General features: G+C 71.6%; 14 protein-coding genes and 1 pseudogene. 7 read left to right on the top strand and 8 right to left on the bottom strand.

Annotation, left to right across the window (positions count from 1 at the left end; translation table 11 throughout):
- Window positions 1-1,704: 1,704 nt before the first annotated feature.
- Window positions 1,705-2,175, top strand: a complete 471-nt coding sequence (gene trxA / locus IPH07_39805) for a thioredoxin (GenBank protein ID MBK6923599.1) — start codon at window positions 1,705-1,707, stop codon at window positions 2,173-2,175.
- Window positions 2,176-2,185: 10 nt separating this feature from the next.
- On the opposite strand, the gene IPH07_39800 is transcribed toward trxA, so the two are convergent.
- Window positions 2,186-2,722 (bottom strand): universal stress protein, encoded by a 537-nt coding sequence (locus IPH07_39800; GenBank protein MBK6923598.1) that lies wholly within the window; start codon window positions 2,720-2,722, stop codon window positions 2,186-2,188.
- 142 nt (window positions 2,723-2,864) lie between these two features.
- On the opposite strand from IPH07_39800, the gene IPH07_39795 reads away from it, so the two are divergent.
- The 5 genes from IPH07_39795 (at window position 2,865) to IPH07_39775 (ending at window position 7,921) form a co-directional block, all read left to right on the top strand.
- Window positions 2,865-3,164 carry a hypothetical protein gene (locus IPH07_39795; GenBank protein ID MBK6923597.1) on the top strand — a complete coding sequence of 100 codons (300 nt, stop codon included), beginning with the start codon at window positions 2,865-2,867 and terminating at the stop codon, window positions 3,162-3,164.
- A gap of 88 nt (window positions 3,165-3,252) precedes the next feature.
- Window positions 3,253-3,537 carry a hypothetical protein gene (locus IPH07_39790; GenBank protein ID MBK6923596.1) on the top strand — a complete coding sequence of 95 codons (285 nt, stop codon included), beginning with the start codon at window positions 3,253-3,255 and terminating at the stop codon, window positions 3,535-3,537.
- 295 nt (window positions 3,538-3,832) lie between these two features.
- Window positions 3,833-4,513, top strand: a complete 681-nt coding sequence (locus tag IPH07_39785) for a sigma-70 family RNA polymerase sigma factor (GenBank protein MBK6923595.1) — start codon at window positions 3,833-3,835, stop codon at window positions 4,511-4,513.
- 58 nt (window positions 4,514-4,571) lie between these two features.
- Complete coding sequence (locus IPH07_39780; GenBank protein MBK6923594.1) at window positions 4,572-5,222, top strand: hypothetical protein; 651 nt, start codon at window positions 4,572-4,574, stop codon at window positions 5,220-5,222.
- Entirely contained in the window at window positions 5,219-7,921 is a 2,703-nt protein-coding gene (locus IPH07_39775; GenBank protein ID MBK6923593.1) for a CHAT domain-containing protein, read from the top strand. The genes IPH07_39780 and IPH07_39775 overlap by 4 nt, the downstream gene beginning before the upstream one ends.
- Window positions 7,922-7,926: 5 nt before the next feature.
- Here IPH07_39775 and IPH07_39770 read toward each other — a convergent pair whose 3' ends face one another.
- From IPH07_39770 to IPH07_39745, 6 genes and pseudogenes are all read right to left on the bottom strand, one after another.
- On the bottom strand, window positions 7,927-8,607 hold the full coding sequence (locus tag IPH07_39770; protein MBK6923592.1) for a hypothetical protein: 681 nt from the start codon (window positions 8,605-8,607) through the stop codon (window positions 7,927-7,929).
- A complete protein-coding gene (locus tag IPH07_39765) occupies window positions 8,513-9,961 on the bottom strand; it encodes a S8/S53 family peptidase (GenBank protein MBK6923591.1) in 1,449 nt (482 codons plus the stop codon). The genes IPH07_39770 and IPH07_39765 overlap by 95 nt, the downstream gene beginning before the upstream one ends.
- A gap of 377 nt (window positions 9,962-10,338) precedes the next feature.
- Window positions 10,339-11,019 (bottom strand): annotated as a pseudogene (locus tag IPH07_39760) (hypothetical protein).
- A complete protein-coding gene (locus IPH07_39755) occupies window positions 10,971-11,315 on the bottom strand; it encodes a hypothetical protein (GenBank protein MBK6923590.1) in 345 nt (114 codons plus the stop codon). The pseudogene IPH07_39760 and the gene IPH07_39755 overlap by 49 nt, the downstream one beginning before the upstream one ends.
- A 70-nt stretch (window positions 11,316-11,385) precedes the next feature.
- On the bottom strand, window positions 11,386-13,548 hold the full coding sequence (gene rlmKL / locus IPH07_39750; GenBank protein ID MBK6923589.1) for a bifunctional 23S rRNA (guanine(2069)-N(7))-methyltransferase RlmK/23S rRNA (guanine(2445)-N(2))-methyltransferase RlmL: 2,163 nt from the start codon (window positions 13,546-13,548) through the stop codon (window positions 11,386-11,388).
- A 6-nt stretch (window positions 13,549-13,554) separates the two neighbouring features.
- Entirely contained in the window at window positions 13,555-14,424 is an 870-nt protein-coding gene (locus IPH07_39745; protein MBK6923588.1) for an aminopeptidase P family protein, read from the bottom strand.
- Window positions 14,425-14,593: 169 nt separating this feature from the next.
- Between IPH07_39745 and IPH07_39740 the strand changes: the two genes are divergently transcribed.
- A complete protein-coding gene (locus tag IPH07_39740; protein ID MBK6923587.1) occupies window positions 14,594-15,004 on the top strand; it encodes a hypothetical protein in 411 nt (136 codons plus the stop codon).
- A gap of 16 nt (window positions 15,005-15,020) precedes the next feature.
- Here the strand turns inward: IPH07_39740 and IPH07_39735 are convergent, their stop codons facing one another.
- Entirely contained in the window at window positions 15,021-15,641 is a 621-nt protein-coding gene (locus tag IPH07_39735) for a superoxide dismutase family protein (protein MBK6923586.1), read from the bottom strand.
- Between the last annotated feature and the right edge of the window lie 41 nt (window positions 15,642-15,682).

Here is a 15,682-nt window from a genome sequence, read left to right as displayed (position 1 = left end):
GACATGCGGTCCGCCCGCGCCGCCCCGATCCCCGCGCAACCACGGCGGGTCTCGGGCCGGCTGCGGTCGTCGTGCCCAGTCGGCACGCAACCTGCGATGCTGCGGGCCGCCGTGCAGCTGCATCACTTCGACGCCCTCCCCGCCCACTGCCACCACGCGGTCTGCGTGCTTCGCTTCACGTCGGCGCTGCCGGGTGCCCGCTGGCGCGCGGTGCTACGGACGCTGGCCGCCGCCGACGTGATCGAGCGCGACGACGACGACGATGGCGTCGGCGATGGCGAGCCCTCGGCGTTCGTGGCCGCACCGTACGTGCCCCGCACCGCCGACGCCCACGCCGCCGCGGTCGCGCAGCTGCAGGCGATCCCCGATCTCGAGGCCGGCTGGCTGTTCACGGTCGCCACCACCGTCGACGCAATCGCGGCCGAGGCCGCCCGCGAGCAGCGCAGTGACGACGACGACGACAGTGACGACGACAGTGACGACGACACCAGCCACTGGCGCCACGGCCCGCCGCCGCAGGCCGAGCACGCGAGCTTCGTGGTCGACAACTACCCCGACATCCTCGAGGAGTTCGACGGCGAGGGCTTCGGCGTCGCGCTCAAGCTCGCGGGTCCGCAGGTCGCCGGCGAGGCCGCGGTCGCAGCGGCACTGCACCACGTGTGGATCTCGAGCTACGTCGATCGACGCGTCGACGACGTGCCCTTCCGCCGCGCCGCGATGACCTTCGACGAGGCCCATCGCGCGGCGCTGCTGTGGGTCGACCAGTTCGGCCCGCCGGCGACGATCCCCGAGATGGTCCACCACCTGCTGTGGATCGCCGAGCGCATCCACGAGATCACGCCGGTCGCACACGCCCGCTTCGCGCCGGCGACCGAGGCCCAGCAGTACGCCGCGCTCGCCGACGACGGTGGTCCCGCGTTCGTGCTCGCCGGCAACCCGCTGCGCGCCCAGTTCCACGAGCACGGCGAGTCGGAGGCGCTCGCGTGGGCACAGGCGCAATCCCTGTGGTCGCCGGCGGAGCTGGCCGCGATGCTGGTCGAGCTCGGCACCGATTTCGATCCCGACGAGCCCGAGGGTGGCGCAATCGCGGCGCGTCTGTTCGATCGCGCCAACCTGCTCGATCCCGCCAACGACGACGCACGCAGCTATGCCCTGGTCGCGCTGGTCCGCTCCGGCCGCGTCGACACGGCGCTCGAGCGCGCGCTCGCCAGCAGCGAGCCGACCCTACGCGGCTACACCTTCGGGTTGCTCGCCGAGCACGCGACCGCGCGCCTGGCCGATGCCCTGCCACTGCTCGACGCCGCGACCCTCGACGGCATCGCCGAAGAGCGCGTCGGCGAGATCCTCGCGGCAGTGGCCGAGCACGTCCCGCAGGCGATTCCCGAGCTGCTGGGCAAGCTGCCGCGCACCACCGCCACCGTCGCGCACGTCTACAACGCCTCGTTCAAGTGCGAGGACGACGCGCTGCGCCTCGCGGTCCTCGAGCACGTGATGGCGCTGCCGGAGCCCGGCACCGACGAGGACCACCATCGCCACGCGTACACCTTCGCGTTCAACAACGCCTGCGTGTTGGCCCACGCGATGAAGGACTACCCGAAGGCGCTGGCGATCGCCGAGGCCGCGCAGCGCTGGGCCGAGGAGAACCCGTACATCTTCCACGGCGCCGCCTGTGCCTACGCCGCGGTCGGCGAGTTCGACAAGGCGATGCATCAGGTCGAGCGCGCGGTCGCCCGCGACTACGATCACCTCGACAAGCTCGAACAGGACACCGACCTCGGCGAGCTGCGCAACTGGCCCCGCTTCATCGAGCTGTTCGCCGAGCGGCGCGCCCGCCTGGCCCGCGCGGAGCCGGTGCGGGAGATCACCGCCGACGCCTTCGAGGGTGCGGTGCTGGGCGCGAGCGTACCCGTGCTGGTCGACTTCACCGCATCGTGGTGCGGCCCATGCCGCCGCCAGGCGCCGATCCTCGACCGCCTGGCGCAGAGCGCCGACGGCAACTACCGCATCGTGAAGGTCGACATCGACGCCTGCCCCGAGCTCGCGCAGCGCTACGATGCGACCAGCGTGCCCACGCTGGTGGTGTTCCACCGCGGCCACGAGGTCGCCCGCACGGTCGGGTTGTCGCAGCGCGACGAGCTGCAGGCCCTGCTCGCGCAGGCCCACGACGACGCCTGAACGCGCCGCGTCAGCGCGCCGGGATGACGAGCACAGGGCACGGCGCCTCGCGGATCACGCGATCCGCGGTGCTGCCGACGAAGAACCGCGCGACGCGACTGCGGCCGCTGGCAGCCATGACGATGAGGTCGGCCTGGAAGCGAGCGGCCTCCTCGAGCACGCACTGCGCGGGATGACCCGGACCGATGGCGAACTCGACCGGCAGACCTGCGCAGTGCTGATCGGCGAGATGACGCAGCGCGCCCTGCGAGGTGGCGCGGGCCTTGCTCTCGATCTCCTCGATGATCGCCGCCGGCAAGGTCACCGGCCCGGTGTACATGCTGGTCGACTGCATCGCGGGCGTGACGTGGACCAGCACGATCTTGCCCTTGGATGCGCGGGCGATGGTCGCGGCCATGCCCACGGCGCGCAGCGACGCCGGCGAGAACTCGATGCCGTGGCCGCCGATGACGACCGCTCGACCCGCCTCGGTGGCCTCGTCGTCGGCGGGCTGGAAATCGACCGGCACGAGGATGCGCTGGAAGTGCTGACCGTCGCTGTCGCTCACGTCATCAGGGTAACAGCAGCGAGGCGACCGCGTGGCCGCAGCTCGCCGCACACTCTGCAGGGTCACGAACGGCCCGGGTTTGCGGGCGTGCGCACGACGTGCAAGCATCCCAGGCGGTGACGAGCGCGGCGCGGGGTCGGACATGAAGGGCTGGGTCGGCTGGGCGTTGCTCGCGATCTCGCTGATGGTCGCGATCGCCGGCTGGCGTAACGCACAGCCCGAGCCGGAGACGGAGACGCTCTCGCGGCAGTGGGTCTGCGAGTCGGCGACGGGGCCGTGCGCGATCCAGGGCACGCGCCCGGGCGCAGTCGCGACGGACTTCACGAGCCGTCGCTACCAATGGGCGACCTCGGGTGGACCGATCACGGTGACCTGTCGTCGCGAGTACGTCTTCGCCGGCGCGTGGCACTGCACGCCGAGCCCCGGTGAGATCGCGAAGTGATCGGTGCGCGCGGTTGGCGTGCGTCGATCACTTCGCGAATCGCCGCAAGGCCTGTCACATCGCGCGTGCGTGGTCTCTCCCACGCATCATGGATCGCATCCTCACCACGTTGTGCCTCGTCGCGTCACTCCCCCTGCTCGCCTGTGATTCCGGTGGCGGTGAGTACGTCAAGAAGATGGAAGAGTTCGCGGGCCAGGCGTGCGCATGCAAGGACGCGGCCTGCGTGTCGAAGGTCTCGCAGGAACAGGCCGACTGGCTGAGCAAGAACGCCGCCACGGCGGCCAAGCTCGACGCCAAGGATGCCGAGAAGATCGGTGCCGCGACCACGAAGATGACGGAGTGCATGACCAAAGTGACCTCCGGCGGCGGTTGAAGGGTCCGGATCCGCGCTTGCGGGGCCGTCCGTCCCGGCCCCGTCCGGGGTTCGAGCCAGCCGATGGCGGCCGTCATGGCGCCGCTGGGTCCTGTCCATGGGGGAACAGCCGGTCTCACCGCGAAGTGAGCGGCGAACACGACCTCACCCAATGTCGATCTCGAGGCTCCTGCGACGCCGCGTGGTCGCTGCACCGCGCGCGACAGGAGACATTCGGGCGGGCCGCCGCGCCGGTGGTCGGTGGATGCGGCGTTGGAGGACCCTCGCGAAGTCTGCTAGCGTCCCGGTTCCGGTCGTGGCGCCCGAAGACGAAGCGTTGCTGCAGCGCGCCTTGCGAGGTGATCGCGCGGCGCGACGCCAGCTGGCCGAGCGGCTGATCGATCCGATCCAGCGCGAGGTCGCCATCAGTGTCACCCGAGCCGCGGTCGGCAGTGGGCGCGACGGACGTCAGGAGGTCCGCGACTTGGTGCAGGACGTGCTCGTGGTGCTGTTCGAGCACGACGCCCGTGAGCTCCGCCGCTGGGATCCCGCGCGCGGCCGCAGCCTCGAGAGCTTTGTCCGATTGATCGCGCGTCGTCGCGTGGCGCGGGTGCTCGGGCAGCGTCGGGGCAACCCCTGGGCGCTGGTGCTCATCGACGCCGAGCCCGAGGACGCCGGCGCCACCGAGGGCGCCGAGGGCAATCACACCGAGGGCGAGCTCCTGGCCCGACTCGAGCAACGCAACCTCCTGGACACGCTGTTGCTGGCCCTGCAATCGCGCATGGACGACCGCGATCACGAGTTGTTCGAATTGGTGTTTGTCGAGGAGCGCGACCCCGCGGAGGTCGCCGAGTTGGTCGGCATCTCGCGGGGTGCCGTGAGTGCGTGGGGCTATCGCATGCGCAAGCTCGCACGCGCGCTCGCATCGCAGATCGGCGATGACAACTCGTCATCGACCGCGGTCGCATCGTCAACGGGGGAGGTGGGGCGTGGATGACGAACTCCTGCGCGCCCTGGCACGCACGCAACGACGTGGGAACGCCCCGGACACCTCGATGCCCGACGCACAGCCATTGCCGATCCCCGCGCCCGAGCTGATCGCACCGTTCGACAGCGCCGAGCGCGACGCGTTGCTCGACGCCGTGTTCGCCGAGGTCGACGGTGATACCGCGGCCGCACAGGTCACGCCGATCACCGCGGCACCCAAGGCGACACGCGGACGGGCCGTCGGCCTCGTGGCGGTCGCGCTCGCCATCGCAGCCGTGCTGGTGCTGTGGCTGGCGCGGCCCGGGGGCTCGGTCGCACCGCTGCCGAGCTACGAGCTGACGGAGCTGCGCGGCGGTGCTGCGACGGTGCGCGCCGAGCCCGGTGACGTCGACCGCGAGCTCGCGCTCGCGCCGGGCGATCGCATCGAGGTCACGCTCACACCCGCGGCACCCTCGACGGCAGCGATGGTGGTCGACCTCGTCGCGCAGTCACCCGGTCGCGCCGACGTGACCGCGCGCGTGCCCGCACAGGTGTCCCCCAGCGGGGCCGTGCGCGTGAGCGGCCCGCTCGATGCTCTGGTCGCGTTGGAGCCGGGTGCGTGGCAGATCTGGGTGGTGCTCTCGCCGGCCGATGCGGCCCCGGGCGACGCCCGCGAGGTGCTCGCGCAGCCCAACGTGCGCAAGGTCGGGTTTCGGGTGAAACTCGCCGCGCCTGGATGAGATCGCGCTGGCTGCCACTCGCACTCGCGTTGCTGCCACTGGGTTGTGATCGTTCGACCGACGAGGTCGCGCCGGCGCCGAGTGCCGCGCCGGCGTCGGTGGCCCCGGCTTGGGCGGGCTGCGACGACTGGGTCGAGGACGCATGCATGCTGCTCGAGCGTGGCGCGGCGGCGCGCCTGCGGCTGTGGGTCGACGTGCCGCCGAGCACCGTGCTGACCGTGCGAGTCGACGGCACCGCCACCGTCCCCAGCACCACGCTCGCCGACGGCGGCACGCTGGCGCGGATCGAGGTCCCCGCCGGTGCACGCGAGGTCTCGGTCACCGGCGCGGGCGTCGAGGGCACGCTCGCGATCGAGTGGCAGCCCAGCGACGCCGCGGTTGCCGGCGCACTCGCCTCGCTCGCGGAGGGGCGCGTCGACGAGGGCTGCCGCGGGCTGCGTCAGCTCGCGCCCAGTGTCGGCGTGTTCCAGCGGGTGCAGGCGCGGATCCAGGAGGTCTTCACGTGCGATGCGGCGTTGGGGCCCGAGCACGCCGTGGGTCGCCTGCGCGAGGCCGCCGAGCTGGCGGCGCAGGCCGGACTCGACAAGCTGTTCGTGCACGTCGCGACCGCCCTGCTGTTCACCTGTGTCGAGCGCACCGGCGATCGGGCGTGCGCCACACAGTGGAGCGCGCGCTTGGATCACGCGTGGCGACCGGAGCTCGACCTGCGCGCCCGCTACTCCCGGGGGCTGTGGGCGATGAAGCGTGGCGAGCTCTCGACGGCGGTGCAGCTGTTCGAGAGCTCGGCGCGTTGGGCCGAGCGCTTCGGCATGACCGCCGACTACGACGCCGCCTCCGAGCAGCGCAGCGCCCTGCTCGCGGAGCTCGGACGGGTCGAGGCCACGCGTGCGGCGTCACAGCGCCTCTATGCCAGCGCGCGCGAGCGCAGTGACGCCTGCGCGCGTGCACAGGGCATCAACAACGCCGCGTGGCCGCTGCAGACCCTCGTCGAGACCAGCTTGATCGATGATCCCCCGATCGAGTGGTGGCTCGAGGAGCTCGATCTCTACGAGCGCGGCGACTGTGACGACCCCCGCAGCCGGCTCTTGGCGCGCATCAACCTGGCCTCGGCGCTGCTCGAAGGCGGCGACCTCGAGGGTGCGATCGCGTGGCTCGAGCGGATCCGCAGCGATGATCTGCCCGCCGCGTCGACGGGCCTGCTGCCCGAGATCGACTACCTGGCACTCAACCTCGCGATGGCGTCGAATCGCTGGGAGCTCGCCCCCGTGCCGCTGCTGCTCGAGCGCGAGGGTGCTGGCGAGGCGAGGTTGCGCTGGCGTACCGCGGTACAGCGGGCGCTGCTGCTCGAGCGCTTCGAGCTCGACGCGGCCGCGCTCGATGCGTGGCGACGTGCCGAGGCCATCCTCGACGCCGAGGTCTCGAGCCTCGGGCTCGCGCAGGGGCGCGAGACGCTGATCTCCGCGCGCTTCACCAGCGCGAGGGGCCTGGTCGACGCGCTGCTGCGAAGCGGACGCGTCGACGAGGCACTGTGTCGCATTCGTCTGGCACGAGGTCGAGCCCTGCGTGCTGCGGACCGCCGCGCCGGCGGTGAGCGACCCTCGGAGCTGGCACAGTCCGACGCCTTTGCGCAGATCCGCAGCGAGCTCGACCTCGAGGCTGCCGCAGACTGGGAGTACTCCGCGGACGAACAACGGCGACGACGCGCGCGCCGTGACGAGCGACGACGCGAGGCATTGAACCTGCTCGAGCAAGCCGGAGCGCCTGGTTCGCACACATACGACGACTGCTCGCTGCTGCGTCCGCGCGCCCCCGACGAGCTGTTGCTCGCGCTGCTCCCCGCGCGCGACGAGACCCTCGCGATCGTCCACGGGCCCGCGGGCGCTCGTGCCTGGCACGCCACCGAAATCCCCGAGCACGAGGCGGATGCGATGACATGGGGCGCCGCACTCGTGGATGGGCTCGGCGACGACCTCGCGGACGTCGAGCGCCTGCGGGTGTTGCCGGTGGGCGCTGCGTGGACGGTGCCGCTGCACGCCGCACGCACGCACGGCGCACCGCTGGTCGATCGCGTGGCGGTCGCCTACGGCCTCGACCTCCCCCGCCGCAGCGTGGCCGCGCCGTCGGCTCGCGCGATGGTGGTCGCCGATCCGTCGGAGGATCTGCCGCAGGCGCGCGCCGAGCAGCAGCTCGTCGTCGAGGCCCTGCGCGCGGCCGCGTGGCAGGTGCAGCTGCTGCAGGGCAGCGCAGCCGGACGCACCGAGGTACTCGCGGGCATGGGCGAGGTCGAGCTGTTCCACTACGCCGGGCACGGTGCCCACCGCGGCGACGATGGTTGGGACGGTGCGTTGCTGCTCGATCGCGGCAGCACCATCGAGGCCGCCGACGTGCTGGCGCTGCCGCGGGTGCCTCGCTTCGTCGTGCTCGCCGGCTGCGAGACCGGTGCGGTTCGATCGGCGCTGGTCGATGGCGGCATGAGCCTGGGTCGCGCCTTCCTCCTCGCCGGCGCGGACGCCGTCTTGGTGGGCGATCGCAAGCTCGGCGACGAGGACTCCGCCGCCTTCGCGCGTGCGCTGTACGACGGCAGCGCGGCGCCGGGTGCCTTCGATGCCACCGCGGCGGTGCGACGCGCGTATCAACGCCGCCAGGCGTCCGATGCAGCACCGGACGCCTGGGCGGGGTTTCGATTGTTGGTTCGCTGACGCCGCTACATCGACACCGGCGGCAGCAGATCGCCGACCACGACTTGGTTGGGGAACGAGATGCTGATGGTGCCGCTCTCGACCTTGCTCGTGAAGGGCGTGGCAGGGTCCGGCACGAGCTGGAGCTTGTGCGCGGTGGTCGTGAGGGCGGCCTCGGCCGGGTCGATGCGCACGGTCATCTTGGTGCCGTCGGCCATGAGCAGGTCCACCGAGATCGCGAGGATCGATTGCGAGCTGTAGCTCGCGGCCAGTGAGGCGATGAGGTAGACTTCGTAGACCGTCGACTTGTCGTCGGGGTCGCCGCTCGTGATGATCCCGCACGTCGGGCACGCGGGGTTGCCCGGAGCCGGCTTGGTCAGGTAGTCCGTGCGGGCCTCGCCCTCGAGCGGCTCGCAGGTCGTCGCGAGCCCGCCCGAGTAGTAGTTGTCGGCGAACTCGCCGCAGTACTCCGCACAGGTCTCGTCGGGGAAGCTGGCCGCGAGCATCTGCACCTGCGAGGTCTGCTCGGGCACGATCGCAGCGATCGTGGCCTCGAGCGTGTCGGTCGAGCGCCACGTCGTGCGGCAGCCGAGGTTGAACGACGGCGGACAGTCACCGGGCGTCGCGCATGCCTCGGAGAGCGCACCACATGCGGTCGCGCGACGGATCTCGTAGGCGGCCCCCGAGCGAGTAGTCCGAGCTGTCACCGGTCGGCACGCCCGCGTCCCACAACAGCTCCATGATCTCGGGTCCGGTGAGCGTGTCGCGGTAGCTCCACACCAGCGCCGCGATACCGCTGACGGTGGCCGCGGCCATCGAGGTGCCGGTCCGCGCAGTGCGACCGAGATCGGACCCGACCACGTGGTCGGCGATCGCGGCAAGTCGCGGGCGCCCCCCGGGCCGAGAGACCGACACCGCCTCGTCGTCGTAGTCGACGCCGCCGACCGAGTACACCAGCGGCAAGTACGTCGCACTGCCGGGGCTCACCGGTGCTGCGATGCCGATCGGCTCCAGCGGGCACTCCGTGGCCGTCGGGGCGGCGAGCTCCTCCCACGCTGCCGGCATCAACGGCCCTTCGAGGCAGTCGTCGCTGTCGTTGCCGGCCGCCGCGATGATCACCGCGCCCTTGCAGCTGGCGCGCTGCAGCGCGAGCTGCAGGGCGTCGACCGCCGGTGACTGGCCCGCGACCCCGAACGGCGGCAGCCAGCCGACGCTGAGGTTGATGATGAGCTTGTAGGATCCGCCGGCCAGCTCCCAGTTGCGCACCGCGGTGTAGACCCCACGCGCGAGATCGCTGTGGAACCCCGCGAAGCCGCCGCGCCCCGTCGTATCGACGTCGGCCTTCATGAGCCCGTAGCGCGGCAGGCCCAGCACGTTGTCGATCACCACCTTGCAAAATGGCGAGTACGTCTCGCAGCCGTGGGCGATGTCGGTGATGAGCTCGGCGACGACGATGCCGTGATCGTCGCGTGGGTTGGCGGGGTCCACCGGTGGCGTCGTGTCGACCACCGCCACGCGGACCCCCTCACGACCGCTCGCCGTACCATCGATGTCGATCTCCTGACCCGTCACCGCGTCGATGCGACTCTCCGTCAAGCGACTCAGCTCGGGGTTGAGCTGCTCGTCGAGGCTGGTCTGTGCCGTGTTCGCGATGCAGTCGGGGGCGACCACCTGGAAGGCGGGCTTCTTGAGCGCGAGGAGGTCGTTGCCCTGCGGCAGCCCCGCGCCCAGGAAATCGTAGATGCAGTAGCGGCCGGCCCAGCTGTTCGCCTCGGTCCAGCCGGGGAACATCTTGCTGCCCTGCCAGCCGCCGTTCGGCGACGCGATGTTGGGACAGTCCCCCGACGCGTGGCGCCGCGCGATCTGCCGCCAACCCGGGCACACCTGCGCCTCGACATCGAGCACTGCGGGCGGCGGTGGCGGCCCGACGCGGAAGTCGACGTCCGAGTCCCCTTCGTCGTCGACCTCCGCGTCGACCACCTCGACGCTACACGCCCCGGCGATCACGCCGAGCACCAACGCACCCATCCATTGCCAACGCGATTGCCAACGCAGGTTCATGTCCATCTCCATCCCACTCGCGATGCGGTGTCTGCCATGCCTCGACCCCGAGGTGGGGCCATGGCCCCGGTAGAGTCGCGACGGGCGTACCGGATCACGCAACGAACCCCCATGGACGACGGGAATCGCTGCGATGACGGGCGCGGAGGAGTTTTCTTGGTGCGCCAGCTTACGTCGGTGGCATCCCGAGGATGCCACCGACGGTCGGACGGCAGGGTCGAGCGCGCGTCGGCCTACTCGGGCACGCAGATGCCACCGCAGTCGGCACCGCCGTTGGCCGGGTCGCAGCCGTCGTCGGGGTCGTCGCCGCAGACCATGCCCTCGGGGCACGGCAGGTTGGCGAAGCCACCGCAGAAGATCTCGCAGGCACCGTCGTGGGCGACGCTGACGCCCGCGCTCGCGGCGTTGCAGCTGTTGCCGTAGGTCTGGCCGTCGCAGCCGCAGACGGGGTCGAACAGCGCGATGCAGGCCTCGGGACGCGGCGCGCATTCGCCGAGCTGATCGGCGAAGCCGCAGTTCTGCTCGGGGGCGAAGGCGCAGAACTCGTCGTCGGCGCAGATGAGGCCCTGCAGTCCGCCGCACGCGTCGCCCTCGGGCTCGGGCTCCTCGATGCCGCAGATCTCGTCGGCGTCGCTGCAGCAGTCGCCGAAGTCGAGGCACAGCTCGTCGCACCAGCAGTTGCCGCGGCCCTTGCCACCACAGAGCTCCTTGCCCTTCTTGGTGACGCAGCTGCCGACGAGGTCGGCCTTGCCGATCCCGCCGCGATCGACGTCGCCGCCGCCGGCATCAGAGGTGGAGACGGAGCAGGCGCCGAGGCCGAGCACGAGGAACGAGAGGACGGTGGCTCGCATGTCGCGGCCGCCCTGTGCAAAGGCTGGGTCAGCCGGTGGTCGCAGCGGCCCGCTCGAAATCACGCAGGAAATCCGTCGCGTGACGCGCCGCCGACCGAGTCGGCAGTTGCCGCAGCCGGCTACGCTCGTTGCCGCGCGTGCCCGCACGCCCACCCGAGTCAACAGAGCATGGCGAGCACTGCGGCGCCGACGGTGGTGCCGGCGCATCCCAGCACGATCCGATGGGCAGCTGCGATCGCCTGCACGCGCGCGAGGTGATCCGGCTCCGGCTCGACACCGCGATCGAGGTTGCGAAGCCCTCGCATCGCCAACACGGCGCAGGTGTGCGCGCGGGCCTGCAGCGCGCAGAAGCTGCCCAGGCCGACGAGCACGACCAGCACGACGAGCACCCCGAACGTCTCGGCGAAGGGCAGCAACGCCGCGATCGTGAGGGCTGCGGCCGCGGCCGCCTGCCATCGCAGCCGTCGTTGTCGCGGACCCAGGTTGCCTCGGCATCGCCCCATCGTCGAGATCGATACGTCGCGACCGAGAGGCTCGGATCACCCCCACGTACACGAAGCGGCGGCCCGGCCCCTACGATCGCGTGCGGCCGCCGTAGCGCCACGCACGGTGCGGCGGCGGTTCGCGCTGCACGTCGGGATCCAGCGTCGACGCGGTGACATCGACGAAGCCGGTGAGCTCGGGGTCGAGCACGAAGCCGCGCTTGTTGGTCGAGAACAGCAGCGTGCCGCCCTCGGCGAGTCGGTCGATGCAGGCCCGCAACAGCGCCGGGTGATCGCGCTCGATCTCGAAGGTGCCCGCCATCGACTTGGAGGCCGAGTAGCTGGGCGGGTCGCACACGATGAGGTCGTAGCGCCCGCGATGCTGGCCGAGCCACTGCACGATGTCGGCGCGGACGAACTCGTGCGCGCGCACGTCGAGCGCGTTGGCGGCGAAGTTCCGGCGCGCCCACTCGAGGTAGCGATTCGAGAGATCGACGGTGGTCGTGCGCGCGCCGGCATGCGCAGCGGCGACCGAGATGGTGCCGGTGTACGCGAAGAGGTTGAGCACGCGCATGCCCTTGGCGACCGACGACGCGACCAGCCGCCGGAAGCCGCGGTGGTCGAGGAACAGCCCGGTGTCGAGGTAGTCGTGCAGGTTGACGAGGAAGCGCCACGGGCCCTCGCGCACCAGCAGCTCCTCGCCGCGATCGGCGAAGCGGCCGTACTGCCCCGCCGCCGCCTGCGAGCGGCGACGCTTGACCGCGATCGCCGAGGCCCGCACGCCGAGCACCTCGGCGGTGGCGTCGATCATCGCCTGCAGGCGCAGGCCCGCCAGCTGCGGATCGACCTTGCGCGGGGCCTGGTACTCCTGCAGATGCACGTGCGCGCCGTAGCGATCGATGATCGCGCGGAAGTTCGGCACGTCGGAGTCGTACAGCCGCGCGCACTCGACCTGGTAGCGATCGAGCCACGGCTGTAGCTTGGCGAGGTTGCGCTGCAGCCGAGCGCGGAACGCCGCGATCTCGGCCTCGGGGATCGCGGGGCTTCGCGGGCTCGCGGTCGCGTCATCGCCGTCGTCGTCGCTCGGCTCCGGCAACGGCGCACCGACGGTGCCCGCAACCCAGCGACAGGGGATCGCACCGTTGTCGATGGTCTGCGGATCGATCGGCAGACCCAGCAGCTCGGTCGGCGACGACTCGGCGACGATCAGCTCGGCATGCCAGCCGTCGAACTCGCGCCGTAGCGTCGCATCGAGCTCTTGGTACAGCTGCCGCACTGCAGCCTCGCTGCCGAGCCGCTCGCCGTATGGAGGATTGCCGACCACGAGGCCAGGCCCCGGCTGCGGCGGGCGGCACTGCACCACCGCGGTGGGCTCGAACCGCACCATCGCGGCAACGCCGGCCCGCGTGGCGTTGCCGCGGGCGTGCTCGAGCACGCGGCGATCGACGTCGTAGCCGACGATGCTCGGCAGCTCGCGCGTGGCTCCGGCCTCGGCGCGGGCGCGGGCCTCGGCGGAGAGCTCGGTCCACACGTCGACGTCGTGGCCGCGCCAGTGCGTGAAGCCGAAGCGGGCGCGCAGCAACGCGGGCGCGCGATCGGCCGCAATGCAGGCGGCCTCGATGGCGATCGTGCCGGCGCCACAGACCGGATCGACCAAGGGCTCACCGGCGCTCGCGCGCGCGGGCCAGTCGGCGCGCAGCAGCAGCGCGGCCGCCAGGTTCTCCTTGATCGGCGCGGGCCCGTGATCGCCGCGCCAGTGGCGGCGATGCAGCGACTCGCCCGAGAGGTCGATGCCGATGCTGCAGCCGCGGCCGCGCACGTAGACGGCGATGCGCACGTCGGGCGCGTGGAGGTCGACCGAGGGGCGCTGACCGAAGCGGGCGCGCATGCGATCGACGACCGCATCCTTCACGCGCTGCGCGGCAAACTGTGAGTGCGTGATGACCTCGCCGCGCGCGACGACATCGACGCAGAGCGTGCCCTCGGGCGCGAGGTGGTCCTCCCAGGCGAGCGCGTACGCAGCCTGGTAGAGATCGTCGACGCTACCGATCGCGGCGTCGTGCAGGTGCAGGATCACCCGCGAGGCGCAGCGCGACCACAGACAGATGCGGTAGCCGAACGACAGCGGCCCGCGCACGCGCACGCCACCCGGCTCGGGACGAACCACGCGTGCGCCGAGCTGCTGCAGCTCGTCGGCGACCAGCGGCACCAACCCGCGCGCGGCGGTGACGAAGAAGCTGTGTGGACCCGCCATGTGGGATCAGGCCACGCGCATCCGTCGACGTTGCCAGCGCTGCACGTGGGGCAGCGCCTCGTCGAGCCAGCGGGCCTGACGATCTTCGATCACCAGCAGCTCCTCCCACTTCGCGCCGACATCACCGCGCGCGATGTGGGGCTCGAAGGCCCACAGCCCCGACTCCGGTCGCGCGTCGGAGCCCGGGCCCGTGTAGCAGAACGGCGCGCCCTGCTGCAGTCGCGGCACCCGCTGCGTGATCGCCTGCGGCACGCGACTGACGACGGTCTGCGCGAGCAGACCGATGCTGGCGCCGAGCCCGAAGCCGAGCACCGGGCGGCCGCCGAGCGGCGTCACGGGTTGCCGGTACACACGATGGGCGAGCACACCGAATGGGTAGTGCCGATGGCAGTTGCGCACACCGAGGTCGGCGAGCATGTCTTCGACCGCGCGATAGATCTCGGCCAGCGTCTCGCCCTGACGCACCCGATCGACGATGAGCGCACGGAAGCCCTCGAGGTCGTCCTGCAGCTGCTCGAGCTCGGGGTTGTCGCCGAGCGAGAACGAATAGCCGATGTCGGCCGCGAAGCCATCGACGATGGGCGCCACGTCGAGGATGCCGGCCATGCCATGCTCGATCGCGCGGTCGGTCGGGAAGAACTGCAGCGGGTGGCGAAAGCCCTTGAAGCAGGTCCGATCGCCGAACCACGCGAACGGCTGGTGGAAGTAGCCATCCACGCCCTCGCGCTTCAGCGCCTGGCCGAGTCGCGCGGCCGCCTGCTTCTCGGTGACGCCGGGGACGAGCTCGTGCGCGACCGCTTCGGCACAGCGGTACGCGAGCCGCTGCACGTCGCGGAAGCGGTCCAGCTCGAGACTGCTGTACGTGCTCGCGGTCATCGCCAGCGAGCCTGCCACAGGCGAAGCTCAGCGGTGCAGCAGGCTTGCGATCCGGCGTGCGATCCGGCCGTGGGCGGGCGAACGCCCAGGCCGCGCGCGCACCGAGCCCCGGCCGCGCCGACTCGCGCGGTTGCGCAACGCCGGACTTCGTGCCACGTCTGTTGCCCTCGTGGATGCCACCGCGCCGGCCCCGACTCCCCTCCCCAAGTGGAAGCAGTACATCGTGCTGGCGGTGGTCTGCGGCATCGCCTTCGCGGCCTACTCGCTGCTGCGCGGCCCCAAGGAGTGCACCACGAAGGACTTCCACGACCGCAGCGTCGGCCACCACTGCACGCTGAGCGGCACCATCGAGACCTTCGCGCCGCCCGCCAACCGCGTGGGCCACTGGAAGCTCGGTGACCACGAGGTCGAGCGATTCAACCTCACCGACGCCGCTAGCACCGCCGAGGTGCTCGTGCTCGAGGGCACCGTGAAGCTGCCGGCCAGCGGCACGCGCGTGGTCGTCGAGGCCGAGGTGACGCAGGTGCCGTCGCTGCAGATCACGCGGCTGGTCGCGAGCGCAGTCGAGCCCGCGCCCTGACCCGAGCGCGCGCGCTTCAGCCCGCGCCGCCCGTGATCACCCCGCACGCGATGCGATCACCCGAGGCGCCGCTCGGCTGGGTCTGCAGATCGTCGGCCTTCGCATGCACGACCATCGCGCGGCCGACCACCGAGCCCGCGTCGCCGGCGGTGAGCGAGAGATCGGGGACCACGGCGTGCACCTGTGCACGACCGGCGGCGTCGGCCTCGATGTTGCCGAGATCGCCGAGGTGATGCGCGGCGGCGGCGGGACCGGCATGCGGCGCCTTGGTCGGATCGAAGTGCGGACCGGCCGACTCGAACTTCGGCGCGGTGCACTCGCCGACCTCGTGCACGTGGAAGCCGTGCGCACCGGGGGTGAGACCGGTGATCGTGCCATCGACCTCGAGGCCCGCCGCGGTCTCGCGCAGCACCAGCGCGCCCGTGACACCGCCGGGCGACTGCAGCTGGGCGGTCGCCTGCGCGCCGGCGGGCGCTTCGACGGGATCGGCCGGCGTCTCGTCGGGGTTGGGGTCGGGGTTGGGATTCGGCGCTGCCGTGCTCGAATCGACCGGCGGCTCGGGCGACGTCGTCGTGGTCGACTTGGTGCAGGAGACGGCGAGCGCGACGAGCAAGAGGCTGAGCGTGGTGCGATGCATGGCGCCGCAGGTCTAGCAACCGACGACGCGCATGCAAACCC

The organism is Deltaproteobacteria bacterium, from assembly GCA_016709225.1.
GTDB classification, from domain to species: Bacteria; Myxococcota_A; Polyangia; order Nannocystales; family Nannocystaceae; genus Xiheibacterium; species Xiheibacterium phototrophicum.
Note: the sequence above shows the minus strand (reverse complement) of the source record. Positions and strands in the feature narration are given on the sequence as shown.